General features: G+C 47.7%; 16 protein-coding genes and 3 pseudogenes. 17 read left to right on the forward strand and 2 right to left on the reverse strand.

Annotation, left to right across the window (positions count from 1 at the left end; all coding sequences use genetic code 11):
* Positions 1–140: 140 nt before the first annotated feature.
* The gene (locus AJE_RS09385; protein ID WP_008950655.1) at positions 141–2,639 is read right to left on the reverse strand and encodes a TonB-dependent receptor plug domain-containing protein; all 2,499 of its coding nucleotides are present in this window, start codon (positions 2,637–2,639) and stop codon (positions 141–143) included.
* Positions 2,640–2,820: 181 nt separating this feature from the next.
* On the opposite strand from AJE_RS09385, the gene AJE_RS09390 reads away from it, so the two are divergent.
* Both AJE_RS09390 and AJE_RS09395 read left to right on the forward strand, forming a co-directional pair.
* The gene (locus tag AJE_RS09390; RefSeq protein WP_008950656.1) at positions 2,821–3,993 is read left to right on the forward strand and encodes a cystathionine beta-lyase; all 1,173 of its coding nucleotides are present in this window, start codon (positions 2,821–2,823) and stop codon (positions 3,991–3,993) included.
* 259 nt (positions 3,994–4,252) lie between these two features.
* Positions 4,253–7,111 (forward strand): TonB-dependent receptor, encoded by a 2,859-nt coding sequence (locus AJE_RS09395; RefSeq protein WP_008950657.1) that lies wholly within the window; start codon positions 4,253–4,255, stop codon positions 7,109–7,111.
* Between the two features lie 47 nt (positions 7,112–7,158).
* On the opposite strand, the gene AJE_RS09400 is transcribed toward AJE_RS09395, so the two are convergent.
* Positions 7,159–8,526 carry an IS4 family transposase gene (locus tag AJE_RS09400; protein WP_008949889.1) on the reverse strand — a complete coding sequence of 456 codons (1,368 nt, stop codon included), beginning with the start codon at positions 8,524–8,526 and terminating at the stop codon, positions 7,159–7,161.
* A gap of 271 nt (positions 8,527–8,797) precedes the next feature.
* Between AJE_RS09400 and AJE_RS09405 the strand changes: the two genes are divergently transcribed.
* The 15 genes and pseudogenes from AJE_RS09405 (at position 8,798) to AJE_RS09475 (ending at position 18,720) form a co-directional block, all read left to right on the forward strand.
* A complete protein-coding gene (locus tag AJE_RS09405) occupies positions 8,798–9,304 on the forward strand; it encodes a hypothetical protein (protein ID WP_008950658.1) in 507 nt (168 codons plus the stop codon).
* 182 nt (positions 9,305–9,486) lie between these two features.
* Positions 9,487–9,981: pseudogene (locus AJE_RS18655) on the forward strand (RHS repeat-associated core domain-containing protein); the annotation flags it as partial.
* Positions 9,978–10,184, forward strand: coding sequence for a hypothetical protein (locus tag AJE_RS09415; RefSeq protein ID WP_008950660.1), 207 nt, complete (start codon positions 9,978–9,980; stop codon positions 10,182–10,184). The pseudogene AJE_RS18655 and the gene AJE_RS09415, both read left to right, overlap by 4 nt.
* A 149-nt stretch (positions 10,185–10,333) precedes the next feature.
* Positions 10,334–11,431: an RHS repeat domain-containing protein gene (locus AJE_RS18660; protein WP_008950661.1), complete on the forward strand. Its 1,098-nt coding sequence runs from the start codon at positions 10,334–10,336 to the stop codon at positions 11,429–11,431.
* A gap of 8 nt (positions 11,432–11,439) precedes the next feature.
* Positions 11,440–11,775, forward strand: a complete 336-nt coding sequence (locus AJE_RS09425) for a hypothetical protein (RefSeq protein WP_008950662.1) — start codon at positions 11,440–11,442, stop codon at positions 11,773–11,775.
* Between the two features lie 165 nt (positions 11,776–11,940).
* Entirely contained in the window at positions 11,941–12,801 is an 861-nt protein-coding gene (locus AJE_RS18665; protein ID WP_008950663.1) for an RHS repeat domain-containing protein, read from the forward strand.
* 10 nt (positions 12,802–12,811) lie between these two features.
* On the forward strand, positions 12,812–13,174 hold the full coding sequence (locus tag AJE_RS09435) for a hypothetical protein (RefSeq protein ID WP_008950664.1): 363 nt from the start codon (positions 12,812–12,814) through the stop codon (positions 13,172–13,174).
* A 351-nt stretch (positions 13,175–13,525) separates the two neighbouring features.
* Positions 13,526–13,672 (forward strand): annotated as a pseudogene (locus AJE_RS18895) (RHS repeat-associated core domain-containing protein); the annotation flags it as partial.
* A gap of 366 nt (positions 13,673–14,038) precedes the next feature.
* Positions 14,039–14,323 (forward strand): IS66 family insertion sequence element accessory protein TnpA, encoded by a 285-nt coding sequence (tnpA, locus tag AJE_RS09445; RefSeq protein WP_008609959.1) that lies wholly within the window; start codon positions 14,039–14,041, stop codon positions 14,321–14,323.
* 2 nt (positions 14,324–14,325) lie between these two features.
* Complete coding sequence (tnpB, locus tag AJE_RS09450) at positions 14,326–14,682, forward strand: IS66 family insertion sequence element accessory protein TnpB (protein WP_008609957.1); 357 nt, start codon at positions 14,326–14,328, stop codon at positions 14,680–14,682.
* Between the two features lie 92 nt (positions 14,683–14,774).
* Positions 14,775–16,338: pseudogene (tnpC, locus tag AJE_RS09455) on the forward strand (IS66 family transposase).
* Between the two features lie 137 nt (positions 16,339–16,475).
* Positions 16,476–16,664 (forward strand): hypothetical protein, encoded by a 189-nt coding sequence (locus AJE_RS09460; RefSeq protein WP_008950666.1) that lies wholly within the window; start codon positions 16,476–16,478, stop codon positions 16,662–16,664.
* A gap of 107 nt (positions 16,665–16,771) precedes the next feature.
* Positions 16,772–17,386, forward strand: a complete 615-nt coding sequence (locus AJE_RS18675) for an RHS repeat-associated core domain-containing protein (RefSeq protein WP_202799380.1) — start codon at positions 16,772–16,774, stop codon at positions 17,384–17,386.
* Positions 17,387–17,388: 2 nt separating this feature from the next.
* Entirely contained in the window at positions 17,389–17,814 is a 426-nt protein-coding gene (locus AJE_RS09470; RefSeq protein WP_008950668.1) for a hypothetical protein, read from the forward strand.
* Positions 17,815–17,958: 144 nt separating this feature from the next.
* Positions 17,959–18,720 carry an IS5 family transposase gene (locus AJE_RS09475; RefSeq protein WP_008950669.1) on the forward strand — a complete coding sequence of 254 codons (762 nt, stop codon included), beginning with the start codon at positions 17,959–17,961 and terminating at the stop codon, positions 18,718–18,720.
* Positions 18,721–18,748: the final 28 nt, after the last annotated feature.

The following is an 18,748-nucleotide window of genomic DNA, read 5'->3' on the forward strand; positions in this document are numbered from 1 at the left end:
CTGCCAGATTTAATAAAAGAAAGCAGAAAACACAGATCAAAAAAGATCAGAATCCAGAAAACACAAACCCCGGCCAAAAAACCGGGGTTTGTCATTAATCTGAGGCGCCTTGCGGCGCCTTTAGCATTTACAGCTTTAAATTAGAAATTATACGCCACTCGGCCATAGAACAAGCGGCCAGAACGTCCAAACGGTGAGTAGTTCGAAAACGAGGTGGCGCCTGTGGTATTCAGATTGATTGGGAATGCATCCGGATACTGGTCAAAGATATTGTCGGCGCCAAAGGCTACCGTCCAGTTATCGTTAAACTCGTAGCGGGCTTCCAGATCAACCAGTGTTTTAGGTGTTAACACAAAGTCGGTGGCTGCAGTGGTGCCCGGCGCTAACACCTCACCATAGCGGGTAGCCTTTAAGGTCGCGCTTAAACTATCAAAGCTCCAGTTTACCGTGGCACCAATTTTATCTTTTGGCGTACCTTTCTCAAAGGTCAGCACATTCACCCGACCAAACAGGGTTGGCGCCGGATTCAGTGCGGAAAGCTGTGAGGTCGCCGGCACCGATTTCACCTTGGTTTCATTGTAGTTACCTACCAAAGTGAAGTCGAATAAGCCGAGCTTATCGGTGGGTAAGGTCCAGTTAATGACCACATCCACACCCTTGGTCTCGGTGTCGACGCCGTTAATAAAGAAGCGGCCGCCACCAATACCGACAAAGCCCTGCGCCGTTAGATAATCGCGCACGTTATTCTGGGTCAGGTTTTCGGACAGCACAATCCGATCGTCAATATCAATACGGTAACCGTCGATAGTGATAGACACCGAACCGATACGGAATACGGTACCCAGTGAGTAGTTTACCGACTCTTCTGCATCCAGGGCTTTGGCACCCAGCGCCTGAGCTACCGGATCATTCACCGGGAAGGTGGTAATATCAAACGGAATGCCGTTGATAAAGTTGGTAGAGGTAGCGGTAAAGTTCTGTTGCTGCAGTGAAGGCGCACGGAAACCATTTTGTACTGAACCCCGCACCGCAAAGGTGTCGGTGAAGTCGTAACGCAAGGCGGCTTTACCGGTGATATTGCTGCCAAAGTCTGAGTAATCCTCCGCGCGTAAGGCTACGGAGCCAAGCATATTGTCGGTCAGGTTAGCTTCCAGATCGACATAAACACCAATGGCGCGACGAGTTTCCCGTACTTCGTTGGAGGGACGGAAGCCCGGGAAAACCTGAGCACCCGAAGCAGTTGGTGCACCGTTTAACAGTACGCCACCATTACGCCAGGAATCCGGCTCACCGGCAAAAATGCTGTAACGCTCACGGCGCATTTCTACACCAGTGGCCAGGTTAAGCGGTGAGGCTAAACCATCAACGTTAAAGGAGCGCACACCCGACAGGTTAAATACTGCCTGACCATAACGATAGCCACCGGCGTCAAATTCGGTTTTACTTGAAGGGCCGATAGAACGATTGAGCGTATTCTCAATAGTAAAGGCCATGCGGTTTTGCCCCCAGACCAGCGAGGTATCTACTGTCCATTCACCAACATCAAACTCGTAGCCCACTGCTGCACTGGCGTCAGTAACATCAGGGGCAATAATTGGCAGGAAGCCATCTGGATGAACTTCAGGTACGTTACGCGCGTCATTCGGTGTACGGAAGAAACCGGCGGAGCGTGCTTCGCGATCCTGATAGCTTAGCCAGCCATACACCTTACCATTTTCCAGCGTTTTTCCGGCATTGGCAAACAAAGTAAACTGCTCCAACTCTGGTTCACCGTACCAGGCATTAAAGCGATTTGCGAAGGTCTCGCGCGGGTCAAACTCACCATTAACTCTGTTGTATTGCTGGCGGTGATCCCAACCGCCGCGTTCAGTGCGTTCAGCATCTTTATATTCAGCGGAGATGGTCAGAAAGCCGTTATTACCCAGCTCAAAGCCACGCCAGCCGCTTAACGTCAGCGTTTCTCCATCTACCCGGCTGCGGCGAATGGTACTGGGCGCGCTCCAGGTGGCACCGGCAACTACCGGGGTAGTGGGTACAGTGTAACTGGTATCGCGCCAGGCATAGGAGCTGGTAAAGTTACCGCCTTCACTGGCTTCGCGCAGCCGCACGTTGAGTACCCCGGCGATTGCATCTGAGCCATATTGGGCTGAGGCGCCGTCACGCAAGACTTCAACCGAATTGATAGCAGCGGTTGGAATAGTATTTAAATCCACCGCCGATGAACCACGCCCCACAGTTCCATTAACGTTAACCAGGGCTGCAGCATGCCGGCGTTTGGAGTTAACTAATACCAGAGACTGGTCTGGCCCTAAGCCACGTAAGGTTGCCGGGCGCACCGTATCGGTGCCGTCAGCCAGGCCGGGACGTGGGAAGTTAAATGAAGGTAAAGCAGTAGACAGCACCTGGTTTAGTTCAGTGGAGCCGGCGCGGGTCAGGCTTTCGGCGCTGACAACATCAATTGGCACTGCCGTATCTGATACCGAACGGCCCGCTACGCGGGTACCGGTTACTACGATTTGCTCAATACGTTCGGCCTTTTCTTCGGTTTCAGTATTGCTGCTTTGTTGAGCCAGAGCGAGTGGGCTGGAAAGCACCAGCGTCACGGCTAACGCAAGAGGATGGGGCTTGAAGCTATGCATAGGTGTTATCTCCTTGTTATATTTATTAAAGCTAGAACCTCAATAACCTGGTGTCAAACCAGTACCACAATTAAAGATAGCGTGACGTTGACAAAATTATGACTTAGGATGTCGGTAACTTAAAGTATACAGACTTCCAGATGTCTTTACTACGCCACTTTGGTCGAATTGGAGCACTAAGATGAAAAAAAATACCCGATTAATTCATGCCGGCCGCAGCAAGCAATGGACGGGTAGTGCGGTCAACCCACCGCTGGTGCGGGCGTCGACCATTGTATTTGACACGATGCAAGAGCTGCGAGAGGCCACCAAGCAGCGCGGTAACCGGGTACCCTATTATGGCCGTCGCGGCACCCAAACCCATTTTGCGTTTCAGGAAGCCATGTGTGAACTGGAAGGCGGTGCCGGCTGTGCACTCTATCCCTGTGGCGCGGCGGCGGTTAGCGGTGCCTTGTTGGCCTTTTTAAAGCAAGGCGATCACCTGTTGATGGTTGACAGTGTCTATGAACCGACCCGGGCGCTGTGCGATAAGCTGCTGGCAGGTTTAGGGATTGAAACCACCTATTATGACCCGCTGATCGGTGCCGGTATCGCGGCGCTGATCAAACCCAATACCCGGATGATCTTTCTGGAATCGCCTGGTTCGCTGACAATGGAAGTGCAGGATATACCCGCCATTTGCGCGGTGGCGCGGGCGCAGCAAATCATTACGGTACTGGATAATACCTGGGCCTCACCGATTTTGTGTAAGCCCTTTGAACTGGGCGTGGATATCTCAATTCAGGCGGCGACCAAGTATATTATCGGTCACTCTGATGTGATGCTCGGTACGGCCAGTGCCACTGAGCAATACTGGCCACAACTGCGCGAGCATAGCTATTTAATGGGCTACTGTGCTTCAGCCGATGATGTCTATGCTGCCAGCCGTGGTTTGCGCACCTTAGGGGTGCGGTTAAAGCAGCATGAACAAAATGCGTTGCAGGTGGCGCAGTGGTTAGCACAGCGACCCGAGGTGGCGACGGTGCGGCATCCGGCTTTTGCCGACCACCCAGGTCATCAGCAGTTTAAACGTGATTTTAGCGGTAGCAATGGCTTGTTTTCTTTCGTGTTGAGCCAAGGCTCATTAAAACAAGTGGAAGCCTTTATCGAAGGAATGCAGCATTTTAAAATGGGCTTTTCCTGGGGCGGTTATGAAAGCCTGATTACGGCAACCCTCAATGTGCAGGCGCTGCGTCAGGCCAGCCACTGGCCCTATAGTGGGCCCTTGATCCGGCTGCATATCGGCCTGGAAGATCCGGAGGATTTAATCGACGATTTGCAGGCGGCTTTTCAGCGCTTTCATGCGGCCATATAGAATTGCATAACTATGCGATTCTTTGGCCTGAGCTGGCGGTGACTGGCCTGCATTAGTGCAGTCTAAATCTGCTCTAAAAGCGGCCAGCTTGGTTTTTTCTTATTCAGGAACTGCATAAATACTCACCGATCGGTATTTTTCAGGCGGTTTTTGCTGGCGATTTCACCACAATTCCCTACAATGCGCGCCCTCTGCAGCAGTGCCGGCACTGGTACTGCTGAGTTGTATCAGCCACTGGCTGTTTTATTCAGGAGCAAGCATGTCTGTATCGTTATCCAAAGTGAATTCTTTGCGTTTAAGTGTGGTGGCCGCTGCCGTTGCTGCAGCCAGTCCACAGTGGGTTGTGGCAGAAGAAAGCCCGCAGGCGGCAACCGAGCGCATTCAGGTTACCGGTTCGCGCATTCTGCGTGAAGGCGCTATAGCCCCGTCACCGGTAACGGTGATTTCCGGTCGTGATCTGGTGGAAACCGGCGCCATGAATATTGGTGAAGTGTTAAAAGAATTACCGTCACTGGCCGCCACTTATTCACTGGCTAACGCAGGCCGCTTTATCGGTACTGCCGGCTTAAGTTTACTGGATTTACGCGGCATGGGCGCTTCCCGTACGCTGGTGCTGGTTGATGGCCGTCGTCATGTTGCCAGCAGTGCCGGTAGTGCTGCGGTCGATACCAACAGCATTCCTACTGCCTGGTTAGACTCGGTGGAAATTATTACCGGTGGTGCCTCAGCTGTATATGGTGCCGATGCGGTAACCGGCGTAGTAAACTTTAAACTGAAAAAAGACATCCAGGGGTTCGATCTGGTACTAAGCCGTGGTTTTGCTCAGGATAACCCGTACGATAACCATAAAGCCTTATTATCCTTTGGTACCGACTTTGCTGCTGGCCGTGGTAACTTCGCAGTAGCTGCTGAGTTTTCTGGCCAGGAAGGGATGAACGCCACTGACCGCCGGCAAACCCGCACCTCTTATATGGCTGTCGCTAACCCGGCTGACCGTGATGTTCGTGATAGCAACGGCGTTACTATTCACGATGGTATTCCGGATCGGATCACTGTTGCTAATGCCGGCTGGTATGACAGCTCAACTGCCGGTAACTTTAATTTAAATGGCAAATGGTACATCTTTAACCAGGACGGCAGCGTGCGCCTGCAGAACCTGGGTACCACCTATGGCAATATTGAACACTGCAGCAATTGTGAATTTTTAGATCTGCGGCAGTATCAGGATCTGCAGCCAAGCTTTAACCGCCAGAACCTGAATATGAAAGCCAATTTTGACCTGACCGACAGCATCAACCTGTTTGCCGAAGGCAAATATGTACGCAGCAAAGGCAGTAACGAAGGTCAGCCATCGTTTTTTGAATATAGCTCAGCGATCCGCATTATGCGCGATAACGCCTACCTGGATGACAGCATGGCAGCGTTGATGGACGCCAACAACCTGGATTCGATCCGTATCCACCGCTTCCAAAAAGATGCTGGCCGTCGCTTTGAACAAAATACCCGTACTACATCACGCTTTGTTGCAGGTGCGCAGGGTGAGCTGTCGGCAGACTGGGGCTTTGAAGCCTATGTTACCCATGGCGAAACCAAGCTGGAGCAGGTTAACTATAACAACCTGATCCGCACCAACTTCGCCCAGTCAGTTGATGCCGTAGTTGATGCTAATGGCCGTATTGTGTGTCGTGACGCCACTGCCCGCGCCAATGGCTGTGCACCAACCAGCCTGTTTGGCGACAACGCCATTAATGAAGCGGCCCGTAACTGGTTTAATACCACCTCTTACAGCCACAGCACCATCCGCCAGCAAGTGGCAAATGCCAGCGTTAACAACAGCGGTCTGTTCGAATTACCTGCCGGTATGGTCGGTTTCTCAGCCGGTGCTGAATACCGTAAAGAACAAAGTGAATCTGTACCGGATCGCTTTGCCGCTACTGGTGCTACCTTCCTGAATTCTCTGCAATATATGCGTGGTGAGTTCGATGTAAAAGAAGCCTTTACCGAAGTGTCGGTACCTTTACTATCTGATCTGCCACTGATTCAGGATTTGGTATTTGATGCCGCGGTGCGTTATGCCAATTACAGCACCATCGGTGATGCCACCAGTTGGAAAACTGGCCTGGACTGGAGCCTGAATAGCGAGTTCCGGATCCGTGCCACTTACTCTGAAGCGCTGCGGGCACCGAATATCAGCGAACTGTTTGGCCCGCAAAACCAAACCTTCTTCCGGGTAACAGATCCGTGCGCCACCACCGAGCGTCAGAGTCAGGCACGGGTAAATAACTGTGCGGCCATTGGTATTGCCCCAGACTTCCAACTGAACAACCCAGCAGCGACAGTGGAAGGTTTAAGCGGCGGTAACCCGGATCTGCGTGCTGAAAAATCAGATAGTTACACTGTTGGTTTTGTTTACCAGCCAGATTTTATCCGCGGCTTTAGCATGACCGTTGATTACTGGTCGATTGAAATTGACGACGCTATTGCTGCGATTTCTGCACAAAATATTCTGAACCGCTGTGTCGATTCAGCCAGTGGCCCGAATATGCAGTTCTGTAATCTGGTACAGCGTAACCCGCAAACCCAGACGCTGCGCTTAATTACCTCAGTAGTGCAAAACGTGGCGGCACAAACCGCCAGCGGTATCGATTTTGAATTTGGTTATGACTTTGACGCCCTGGGCGGTCGCTTTAATACCAAGTTAATTGGTACCTGGCTGGAATCGCGTAAAACCTATTCGTTCCAGAGTTTCCCGAACGAATATATTGAAAACGCCGGTGTGGCCGGTGACGCGACCTGGCAAGCCAACCTGAGCGTGAATTATCGCTATGACGCCTGGACAGCTGGCTTTAAAACCCGCTATATCGATGCGGTATCACTGTTCACCAACCAGTCACTGGCACAGAACCCGGACCCAAGCGATATTATGAGTTACGGTAGTTATTTCGTAACCGATATCCGCCTGGGTTACGACTTCGCCAGCGGCGTTAAACTGGCATTCGGCGTTGATAACCTGTTTAACCGTGATCTGCCGGGTGTGGCTTTAGGCACTACTGCAGAAACCGGTCTGTACAATAATATCGGCCGTTTCTTCTATACCAGCTTCTCCTACGCTTTCTAAGCGAAGCGGTTCACGCATCCAACCCGGCCTTAGTGCCTGTCTCTTGATCACAAGTCAGCCTCAAGAGACTTTGCTAGGTCATAACCTTCAAGGATGGTTTGTAGTTTGAACCATCCTTGCCACAATACCTTGACCGAGGCCTTGCCGGTTTGTTTTGTATCTTTCCACCCACCGAGCTTTGCAAGCTCGGTATAAGCCCACTTCATCGAGGGGACGGTGTCAGGTAAGGTCCTGCTGACCCGTTTTATCCATAACAATTTCCAGGCTTTTGGCGACAGCACCTGTTCACAACTTATCTCGTCTGGTTGTTCGCGCGCAAACTTCAGCTGCACTATTCTTACAGCAATAAAGGCGCTGATGGTCACAAGCCGCTCAATGTTATCTTTACTTTGTAAGCGGGCATTCTCAATATCTGTACCATCCGTTTTCCAGGCTTTGTGATATTCTTCTACTAACCAGCGATGCTCGTAATAACGGATGATGTTCAGTGCATCTGCTTTGCTCTGGACTGGTTCGGTAGTCAGCAAATGCCAATTTAACGCGTTTTTGTCATCGGCTCGCTCTTCGCACCCGACATAATAAAGCGATAGTGATTCGCCACGCTTATTTGCCGGCACTTGCAACGTGACTGGCGCAAAGACAATGTCTACTGTTGCTGTACGTGCTTTACGTCCACCTTTTTGCGCTATATGGATTTGCTTTTGTCCGGCGCTTTCAAGACCTGCAGCATAGTCGTAGAGCTTCTGTTCAGACTGCTCAATATGGCGACTCTGCATGGAACGAACCACGAAGCGATGTTGCTTTGAGAGCTTATACTGCAAGTACTCATAGATATCAGCTTCGCGGTCGCAGACGGATATCACATCGGCCATTTTAGCGCCTAATCGTGCCGATAGATTGACCGAAGCAGACTGCCACTTGAAGCTTTCTTTCTCTTCATAAGGTGTTTGTGTTCGCACATGTTTCTTTCCGCGCGTGCTGATATCCCGTGTCCAGCGGGATTGTTCAATTAATCCAACAAGCTCTTGTTGCTCAGGAGCGAATAACAAAACGCTGTGCGCAAGTATGCCCCGATAGTTATTTCCTTGATTGACATGACCAAGCTCATCTCGCACGGAACGATGGCTGTAAGTGATGGCAGTGGTATCCTCTAAAGCCAGTAATAAATTATGTTTGGCGGCTTGCGCTGCTGTGACCAGATAGCCTGCTTTTGCTATCGCGTCAGCATTGACGTGCTCATTACGGATAAAACGATAAGCGCCTTCCATATCGGCGGGGGATTGTGTAATAGACACGAATGGCTTTCCTGGATCGTTTGCTAAGGTTTCCGCTAACTTTACCAGACGTGTGGTTCGGCGGGGATCCCCTAAGTCGGCCTGACCAAAAGTACTTTTTGCCCATTGTGCATTGTTCATCAGTATTCACCTTTAGATTAAGTGAAAGATCTGATCGGAAAGCGTGCGGAGAGTTCAAAAAATCCCCCAGTAAAAACCGGGGGATTTGTGTATAAGAGACAGGCCTTAGTGCCGGGTTTTTTGTTATATCTTACTAACTGTTCTGGCTTTAGTAATGGCAGAGAGGGCGCCATTGATGTTAATTTGGAATGCGTGCCGTTGCACCGTCATGGTCGGACAATCATTATGTTTATTTTTCTTGGCAAGTCGCTAATCGAAGAGACTGTATAAAGTGAATAGAAGAGCTATTGCTATTTTTGGCTACTTATTGCTGCTGCAAGGGGGGGGCGGTGCCAATGCTAGCTCAGATAAAACTGACCTGACAAACCTGGTGTCTGGACTTTACAAGAAGTATGCCTGGGTAGTGCTTTTTTCACCTTCACCGCTTACAGATGCTGCACCATTGACACATGCTAGCAGAAAGGAACTAGAAGAATTCTTTGTACCAGACTTAGCTAAGGCTATCTGGAATGATACGCAATGTAAGGTTAAGCGGGGGGATACTGGCGTCTTAGACTTCGACATTTTGTTCGACTCCCAAGACCCAAGCGCTAGTGGATTAACTGTTCAGACTGGAGGTGAGGAGTCTGAAGCGGTTGTGTGTTTTGAAGTTTACTCTGGTGATCGTAAATGTTTGTTGTACATTGGTAAGCCCATTAATGGCGCATTTTTGATATATGACATTCGTTACCCTGAGCAGCCCTCTCTTCGTCAATTGCTGGGCTTGGTAAATGAGTGACTACCAACCAGAGCAAAGCGGTAGTTTTGCGGGCTAAGTTGGAGGCGTTTGACCGTACTGTGTTAAGTACAAGTATTGGTGATTTCAATATTGGTTTGACTACGGGCTTCCTGCCCTCCGCCCTAACGGGCCATGCTGAGCATGTTCAAAATCGCTCTTGACGATTTTGTCCAGGTCAATACTGGGATGCCGAAAAGCAAAGCTGGTATAACTATTTCCGGGATTATGATGCGACCTTGGGCAGATACCTGCAGTCAGATCCGATAGGGTTAGCGGGTGGGTTGAATACTTATGCTTATGCATCTTCAAATCCGATAACAAATTATGACATGTTTGGATTGAAGGACTGCAAAGTTAATGATGAAGATTGCATTAAACAGTGCTTGGATAAAAACTACGGCTCAACCTATGAAACAGCGAAAACTGCAAGTATTTTCAACATTCCAACAGCCGCTCAATTCTTCTTCGGACACTTTGGTAATGAGGTGGCCGATGCAGGTAAGATACAAGGTACTAGAGGTCTATACGGCAATCGCCAGCAATACCAACAAGGGCAAAGAATATTGAGGTCTGTTAATCGATTAAAGAACACTACCAAAGGAGTAAGTTTAGTAGGAGCTTTCTCAGCAGGTTTTGTTGCTGGCGCTAACGTCTACTGTATGCTGGAGAGTTCATGAAAACCATAAGGACTTTTATCAGGATTGTTGGGGCTATCTTAGGATTAGCATTTGTAGTGCTTGGCGTTTACTGGCTTATTAACCCTATTATGAGTGGGGCCAAAGATGTTGTGTTCAATTTTTCGATTATAGGATTAGGTGTTATGTTTTTAGTTTGGGCTTTAAGTTCACGTTACCATCAGGCGCCAGACAAGGAATGGTAAGCAAATCGAAGTCATGGGCCTGAAAAGGGGCCGTGACTCTTTCAATTGATGCGTATATAAAACCATGACTAAAACAACTTCAATACGTCATACACCAAAACTTTACTTATGACAAACTGAACCGCTTAACCGGAATCACCATCACGGGTTTGGGTAATCACAGCTTTAGTTATGACGATTTAGGCAACCGTACTGCCCGCAGTGGCGCTATTGCGGAGAGTTACAGCATTAACACCAGCTCTAACTGGCTTAATCAGGGAACCCGTGGTAGCCAGACGCGGGTATTTACTTACGATGCCAGCGGCAACGTAACAAATGAAAAGCGCTTTGATGGTAGTAACTTTGGCTATGTGTACAACAGCGACAACCGGATGATAAAAGCCGGTACTACCGACTATAAATACAACGCGCTGGGCCAGCGGGTGTATAAAAAAGTCGGCAGTACTGAAACGCGGTTTATCTACAGCCCAACAGGGCAGTTGTTAGCAGAAGGCACAGCCAAGCAATATATTTATTTCCAGGGCCAAGTTGTGGGGTATATCAACAACAACCAGTTGTACTATGTTCATAACGACCACCTGGGCCGGCCAGAGGTGATAACCAACCAAAGCAAAGGCGTGGTATGGCGGGCTAAGTTGGAGGCATTTGACCGCTCTGTACTTACTACCAGCATTGGCGAGTTCAATATAGGATTCCCCGGTCAGTATTGGGACAGTGAAAAACAAAGCTGGTATAACTATTTCCGGGATTATGATGCGACCTTGGGCCGGTATTTGCAGAGCGACCCGATTGGTTTGGCGGGCGGGTTGAATACTTATGGGTATGTAAGTGGTAATCCCATCTCCAGAATCGACCCTGATGGTTTATGTGAAAAGAAAAATCCCTTTGAAGATTGCATGAACGATTTTAAAAAAAGCATGGGCGAAAGTGGAAATTTATTCATTGGATCAACCAGCTTGCTTGAGTTAGGTGGAAGCAATAATGGTTATGCCGCTTTAGGTGCTGCAAGCTCTTGGTTGTACAGTGATGGAGTAAAAAGTAGACAAATTGACGTTAATTCAAAAGGGTGGGAAAACGGACCAAGGTCAATAAACGGGATTGAGTATCCTAATAAAAATTTCATCCGAAGTTCTACTGTACAAAACGGACTAAAAGTCGCTGGTAGGTTTCTTACAGTTTCAACTATAGCAGGAACTTATGCTGATGTTTGGATGAGAACTTACTGTATTTCTAAGACGATGCTCTGAGGATTAACATGAAGCTATTATTATTTATTTTTATAACGCTTTTTGTTTTTTTCTTGATTTTTGGTCATAAGTATAATGTTTCTTCCGTATTGCTGCTTTTAGGTATTTACTCTCTTATTATTTATTGGCTACTAGGGTATAAACAGAGAAATATTAAAGAGAAAAATACTAAGGCGATAACATTGAAATTAAGGAGGTGCTTTTTACTTACAGCGTTCGTATTGTTTAATTGTGTCGTATTGCATAGAGCTTATGTATTTGGGGGCGTTGATATATTTTTTGGAGTGGCTTGGTTTGTTGTTACCAGCCTCTTACTCATTTCCAAATGGAAGGAAGCAGTTTAGTAATGTGAGACGAGTATTTGGTGGTGATTGCTAAGCTACTAAACGCTAATCCTGTAGTGGTCAAACGCTGCTATTTACTTAGGATACGATTCAAATGGTAATGTTATTAACGAAAAGCGCTTTAACGGCATTAATTTTAGTTATGTATATAACGCCGACAACCGCATGATAAAAGCCGGTACTACCGACTATAAATACAACGCGCTGGGCCAGCGGGTTTATAAAAAAGTCGGCAGTACTGAAACGCGGTTTATCTACAGCCCAACAGGGCAGTTGTTAGCAGAAGGCACAGCCAAGCAATATATTTATTTCCAAGGCCAAGTTGTGGGGTATATCAACAACAACCAGTTGTACTATGTTCATAACGACCATCTGGGCCGGCCAGAGGTGATTACCAACCAAAGCAAAGGCGTGGTATGGCGGGCAAGGCTGGAAGCGTTTGACCGTTCGGTGTTAACCACCAGCATTGGCGAGTTTAATATCGGCTTCCCGGGCCAGTATTGGGACAGTGAAAAGCAAAGCTGGTATAACTATTTCCGGGATTATGATGCAACCACCGGCAGATTCCTGCAGAGCGACCCGATAGGTTTAGCGGGTGGGTTGAATACTTATGGGTATGTTGGGGGTAATCCGGTAAATAAGTTTGATCCTAAAGGGTTAGCTGAGTGCAGTTGTACTGGCAAAAGATATGGACCTGATATTCAAAATAAGTCTGCAAGTCCTTTAGGTGACAGGGCTACCGATTTGAATAGCCATAGACAAGGCGTTCATAGTGATATGATAGATTTAACATTGTTAGCGGTATCACTGTCGCCACATAGATGGGTTTATAAAGCTACATCGGGCTTAACTGGTTTTGCAGTGTCGAAATCATTGACGGAAATTACTGCACCTACTGATTTGTATTCGTCTGATCATTCTTTTAGCTATGTAGAAAAGCACGGTGATCATTATGCCGCTGTTAAAGGGTTCACCGACAAAGACGGAAATCTTAAAGAGTTAAAAGTTACTGAACGATGTGAATGATAGTGGGAAAATGAATAATTTCTATAAATATACTTTGATATTATGTGTTCTAGCCATCTTTGATATACATGTGCTTATTTTTTCTCCTGAGCGTTTTGTAAATAAATCATTTGGTCGTGAACATGAGGATCTCCTCAACTCCGTCCGGCTAAGAATTATTTCTGTTTTTCAGCTCGATGTTGAAAAATTAGACAAATACGGGAATAACGCACTGTTTTACGCGATATATTATAGGAATGATAACGGTGTTGATATTCTCATTAAGAAATATAGCTGTAATGCACTAATAACAACTAAGAATAGAATTGAAGCTGAATTTGAAGAAAAGATAGCTCCTAAAATTCTAGTTGATGCTATTAACGACGGGTGCTGAATTAATTGCGACATATATTGGGTACACGCACAACAGCAGAGCTATAGAGGTCGTATCTTGCATATTGCGGCTCGCCTACTTAGCTCGGCCAGAGGTGATTACCAACCAAGGCAAAGGCGTAGTTTGGCGGGCCAAGCTGGAGGCGTTTGACCGTTCGGTGTTAACCACTAGCATTGGCGAGTTTAATATCGGCTTGACTGCGGGCTTCCTGCCCTACGCCCTGTCGGGCCATGCTGCGCATGTTCACAAAACGGCAGGAGAGCCGTTTTGCGCAGCAGGTAAGCTGCCTACGGTGAACACCAGGGATGGTGTGAATGAAAACGCTCCGGGCGAGGTTGTCCAGGTCAATACTGGGACAGTGAAAAGCAAAGCTGGTATAACTACTTCCGGGATTATGATGCGACCTTAGGCCGGTATTTGCAGAGCGACCCGATTGGCTTGGCGGGTGGGTTGAATACTTATGGGTATGTGTTTAGCAATCCAATCCGTCTTGTGGATAGTTTAGGTCTGAGCCCAGAGGATGTTTCTGCAATTATCAATCAATTTAATTCTACAGTTAACAACATGACAGCGTCTGGAAAAAGGATATCTCCAGGATTTTTGAACAACATGCAACGCTCTTTGCATGATGTTACTGGGCGCATGCTTGGTGAGGGATATAAAAGTTGTGGAGAGCAATCAACGCAGCTTCAAAGCGATCTCGACTTCCAAAAGTATGATGACCAATGGCGGTTTTCAACCATTCCATCTCCAAATGCGTGGTGTATTAGAGGTCATTGCGTAAGCGTAACGCCAACCACACATTCCAATCCTAACTGATCAACTTTACCCTGACTGCCACTATCAACTGTCAGGGTAATCATCATGCACCGCACCAAAGAACAATGGCTGGCCTTGTTTGCCGAGCAAGCCCAAAGTGGTCTCACCCAAACTGAATTTGCAAAACGCCAGGGCATCATTCCTACGTATTTTAGTTATCGCAAGCGTCAGTTGCTGGCGTTTCAGGATGATGACGGTGGCTTTGTTGAGCTCACGCCACAGGGCTTGCAGCTGAATCAATCCATTTTACTCCGTAAGCGTGATGTGGAATTGCAGTTTCCAGCCGGCACCGATGCCCTGTGGTTAGCGGCCTTGCTAAGAGCGCTTTGATAATGAAAATGTTCCTCGATGTGCCCAAGGTCTATTTGCATAAACAGCCAGTCGACTTTCGTAAATCCATTAATGGCTTATCGTTGCTGGTCGAGCAAGAGATGCAGCTCTCGCCTTTTAGTGGCGCACTGTTTGTGTTCTGCAATCAGCAGCGCACCCGGTTAAAAGTGCTGTACTGGGATAGCACCGGCTTTTGCCTGTGGTACAAACGGCTTGAAAAAGACAAGTTTCGCTGGCCACGGCAAATGCCAGGTAAAGTGTTAGCCATTAGCGAGCAGCAGTGGCATTGGTTGTTGCAAGGTGTCGATATTCAAAAAATCACCGCGCATCAGCCACTGCATTACCAAAGTGTGGGCTGATATGCCGATCGGCTATAAATCCTTGTGATCGCATCCAAAACAATCTAAATCTTACCAAGCACTTAGCCCGATTGGCCGTTACAATAGCGGCCATGAAAAAGACACCTCAATCCTTACCTGACGATATCGAAACGCTTAAGCGTATGCTGCTTGAGCAGACGCAAAAGCTTGAGCGCAAACTGGCGCAAAAAGATAAACGCATCGCCAAATTAGAGCGGGTTAACCAGCAGCTGTCGGACAAGCTGCAGCAATTGCTGGAGCGTTACAATCTGACGAAGTACCAGAAATTCAGCCCCAGCAGTGAAACCTATGAAGGTGAAGGCGAGGTGTTAAATGAGGCCGAGCAGCTGATTGAAGACGATTCAGTAGCGACAGAGCCAGATACTCAGACGACCGAGAGCGCTGAGAAATCCGCCGCTAAGCCACGCCGACCAAGGATTGCCCCTGAGCTGCCGCGCGTTGACGTTATCCATGACATTGACGATAAAACCTGTGCCTGCTGCGGCCATGCGCTGCATAAAATGGGCGAAGAAGTCAGTGAGCAAATCGAGTTCGTGCCAGCACAAATCCGGGTGCTGAGAAACGTGCGGCTCAAATACAGCTGCCGGCAGTGTGAGACCAATGGCATGAAGGTGGACATTAAGATTGCCGATGTGCCACCGGCGGTTATCCCGAAAAGCATGGCCACACCGAGTCTGCTTGCCCAAATCATCAGCAGCAAAATGCACTATGGCTTGCCGCTGTACCGTCAGGAGCAGTTGTTTAATCAGGCCGGTATTGAGCTTAGCCGTCAAACGATGAGCCGCTGGCTGATAACCTGTGCAGAGAAACTGAAACCGCTACTGGCGTTAATGAAAGCCGAGCTTCTGAAAGCAGCCGGTGCTGTGGGCAGATGAAACCACGGTTAATGTGCTGGATGTTGAGAAAAGCACCTGCTACATGTGGGTATATGGCTGTGGCTTAGAGCAAAGTACCGGCCCCAAGCTGGTGCTGTTTGATTATCAGGATAGCCGCAGCAGTATACATCCCACCGACTTCCTGGCGGGGCTTAGCGGTTACCTGCAGGTTGATGGTTATGCCGGATATGAGAAAACCCACGCAACCTTAGTCGGCTGCTGGGCACATGCCAGACGTAAGTTCGTTGAAGCACAAAAAGCGCAGGGCAAAGGCAAAACGGGTAAGGCGGATGTGGCCCTTAACCATATCCAGAAACTTTATGCACTGGAGAGTAAATTAAAAACCGTGCCGCCTGATAAGAAATATGACGCCAGACAAACGCTAGCCAAGCCACTGTTGGAGCAATTCAAAAGCTGGCTGGATAAATCAAGCGAGAGCGTCACGAAAGAAGGTTTACTGGGAGCCGCTATAACGTATAGCCTGAATCAGTGGCCTAAGCTTATCCGGTACTTGGATGACGGCAGATTAAATATCGACAACAACCGTGCTGAGCGCGCAATCAAACCGTTCGTGATTGGACGTAAGGCATGGTTATTTGCCAATACCAAGACGGGAGCACAAGCAAGTGCGGCACTGTACAGCCTGGTTGAAACCGCCAAAATCAACGGTCTGGAACCCTATGATTACTTATGCCGGTTGCTAACAGAGTTGCCCAAAGCCAATACCCATGAGCAATTACAACAACTTCTGCCTTACTGAACAGCAGCCACACTGCAAGGTGTGGTTGCTGTTACGCTTACGTCATTGCACTCACTGGGTCACACAGGCTTTATCAAATAATAGCACCGACCCGGTAATTATCTTAGATCCTTGGAGCAATAAATGGAGTGCTACCTATGGTCAATAAATCTTCTATCAAATTCGTATTTAGACTCCTTTTTTGGGTGGCATTTTTTAGTTTTATTGGGGCATTGCTGAGTTCAAAGAGCATAGAAACAGAAGAAAATGTCTTACTTGCCTACTCATTGGCAGGTGGCGCAATTGGGGGGGTATTGGCCATTATTTTTAACTCACGAAGCAAGTAAATGTGTCGAGGAACTATCGGGTCGTGTCTTGCATATTGCTACGCGACCACTTAAGCATACCAGAGGTGATAACCAACCAAAGCAAAGGCGTGGTATGGCGGGCGAAGTTGGAGGCGTTTGATAGAAGTGTACTAACAACCTCAATCGGCGACTTTAACATCGGATTCCCTGGCCAGTACTGGGATGCCGAAAAGCAAAGCTGGTATAACTATTTCCGGGATTATGATGCGACCTTGGGCCGGTATTTGCAGAGCGACCCGATTGGTTTGGCGGGTGGGTTAAATACTTATGGGTATGTTGGGGGGAATCCTATATCGAATATTGATAGATTTGGTTTGTGTGAGTGCAGCACTACAAAACAACCAGCACCAGCAGTCAAAGTTCAATCAAGACAAAGTAGAACTTTAGATAGGGGAGCGACAGAGAATTACAACAATTTTAATCGCAATTATAAGTCATTTAGGGTTGGCGGAGCGGGTTTAGCTGCAGGACTGGTAGCTCCTGCATTTGGTGCAGGTTACGTATCTGGTTTAGCTCTTTCCGGCGTAGGAGCCTATGGTTTGTATGGTGACATGGGCGGAGTGCAAGCCCACCATGATGATGTTGTAGAAACCACGATATTCACGATCGATGGAATATATGGCATTGAATATAGATTATTCGGGCCAGACGGTGAGTTGAAGCGAACTGACAGATTTATGGCTCAAAGTTGTTTGGATTGAATATGAAAAATTTTGGTTTTCTGATGATATTTTCTGCCTTTATAGTTTTTAGTTTAACAAGAATTGTTTATGGAACCGTTGAGGTGTTTAAAAATCCTAGCCTGGCGCTTTATATGACTACTATTGCCGATGCAACTGGGTCACACTCGACTTCTTTAGTCCGAGAACTAAGGATGAGTTTTTACTTATTTCTCGGCGCTGACCCAAATGAACCTCAGTACTGGGGGCGTTCAGCATTTGAGGAAGCTGTGGTGACTGAGAATATTAATGCCATAAGAAAACTTACCCCCATAGTGAAAGAAGATTCATACATTTTAGGAGCTAGACTTGCTTGTGTTAGCTCTGATTATGAAATACTTGAGATCATTTTTAAGGCTCGAGGTGAGAGAAATCTCACCCCAACCATTTTCTGTGACCTTAAAGAATAGCATCTCTGAGGTATCCCCAGAAATTTTGTAGTTAAAATAAAAACTTAGGTGATTAGGGCTTGTTGATCTTTCGAGATGGATTATTAGACAGCATGATGGGCTGGTACAATTACTTTCGCCAAAAACTAACCATGACAACCCACCATGCCAAGGACAATGTTAACAGACGAGTGCTGGTCAAAGCTAATCAGATTGATGCTTAAAACAGGCCGCGTTTATGACAAACCGGAACATCGAAATACTTTTGAAGGCATTTTGTATCGGATGCGGGTCGGTTGCCCTTGGCGTGATGTGCCACAAGCTTTTGGAGATTGGAGTACCATCTACCGGCGTTTTAACTTGTGGTCTAAAAAAGGCATACTAATGCAGCTGTTTACAGAGCTTAGGCAACTGGCTGATTTGGAATGGGAATTTATAGACGGCAGCATCGTTAAAGTGCATCAGCATGCGACGGGTGCCTGCTCAGAAGATAAAGAAGCGATTGGTAAAAGTCGTGGTGGCAACACGACGAAAATCCATATGGCAGTGGATAGTTCTGGCTTGCCTGTAGATTTTATCGTGACAGGCGGTGAAGTTCACGACAGCAAAGCGGCTATAGAGCTACTTGAACAACTGCCTGATGCCGAGCATGTTATCGCAGACCGGGGCTATGACAGTGAGAAAGTCAGGGAGCACATCCGAGCGAAAAATGGCGTCCCGACGATACCGCGTAAACGTAATTCAAAAATTGGAAATGGCGATATTGATTGGTGTTTGTACAAATATCGTCATTTAGTAGAGAACGTGTTTGCGCGGTTAAAACATTACCGCTCAGTAGCAACACGCTATGATAAGTTGGCGCGAAATTATGCAAGTACACTGGCCTTGGCATGCTGTCTCATATGGCTGCCAATGTGGGTTGACTGAATTATGAGCAGCAAAGATCAACAGGCCC

Source organism: Alishewanella jeotgali KCTC 22429, from assembly GCF_000245735.1.
GTDB lineage: Bacteria > Pseudomonadota > Gammaproteobacteria > Enterobacterales > Alteromonadaceae > Alishewanella > Alishewanella jeotgali.

What these genes read in the sequence shown, in the direction of transcription:
- AJE_RS09390 (WP_008950656.1), top strand. Translation starts at nt 2,821, where the DNA reads ATGAAAAAAAATACCCGATTAATTCATGCCGGCCGCAGCAAGCAATGG.
- AJE_RS09385 (WP_008950655.1), bottom strand. Translation starts at nt 2,639, where the DNA reads ATGCATAGCTTCAAGCCCCATCCTCTTGCGTTAGCCGTGACGCTGGTG.
- tnpB (WP_008609957.1), top strand. Translation starts at nt 14,326, where the DNA reads ATGAAAATGTTCCTCGATGTGCCCAAGGTCTATTTGCATAAACAGCCA.
- AJE_RS09470 (WP_008950668.1), top strand. Translation starts at nt 17,389, where the DNA reads ATGAAAAATTTTGGTTTTCTGATGATATTTTCTGCCTTTATAGTTTTT.
- AJE_RS09435 (WP_008950664.1), top strand. Translation starts at nt 12,812, where the DNA reads ATGAATAATTTCTATAAATATACTTTGATATTATGTGTTCTAGCCATC.
- AJE_RS09400 (WP_008949889.1), bottom strand. Translation starts at nt 8,526, where the DNA reads ATGAACAATGCACAATGGGCAAAAAGTACTTTTGGTCAGGCCGACTTA.
- tnpA (WP_008609959.1), top strand. Translation starts at nt 14,039, where the DNA reads ATGCACCGCACCAAAGAACAATGGCTGGCCTTGTTTGCCGAGCAAGCC.
- AJE_RS09425 (WP_008950662.1), top strand. Translation starts at nt 11,440, where the DNA reads ATGAAGCTATTATTATTTATTTTTATAACGCTTTTTGTTTTTTTCTTG.
- AJE_RS09395 (WP_008950657.1), top strand. Translation starts at nt 4,253, where the DNA reads ATGTCTGTATCGTTATCCAAAGTGAATTCTTTGCGTTTAAGTGTGGTG.
- AJE_RS09475 (WP_008950669.1), top strand. Translation starts at nt 17,959, where the DNA reads ATGCCAAGGACAATGTTAACAGACGAGTGCTGGTCAAAGCTAATCAGA.
- AJE_RS09415 (WP_008950660.1), top strand. Translation starts at nt 9,978, where the DNA reads ATGAAAACCATAAGGACTTTTATCAGGATTGTTGGGGCTATCTTAGGA.
- AJE_RS09460 (WP_008950666.1), top strand. Translation starts at nt 16,476, where the DNA reads ATGGTCAATAAATCTTCTATCAAATTCGTATTTAGACTCCTTTTTTGG.
- AJE_RS18665 (WP_008950663.1), top strand. Translation starts at nt 11,941, where the DNA reads ATGATAAAAGCCGGTACTACCGACTATAAATACAACGCGCTGGGCCAG.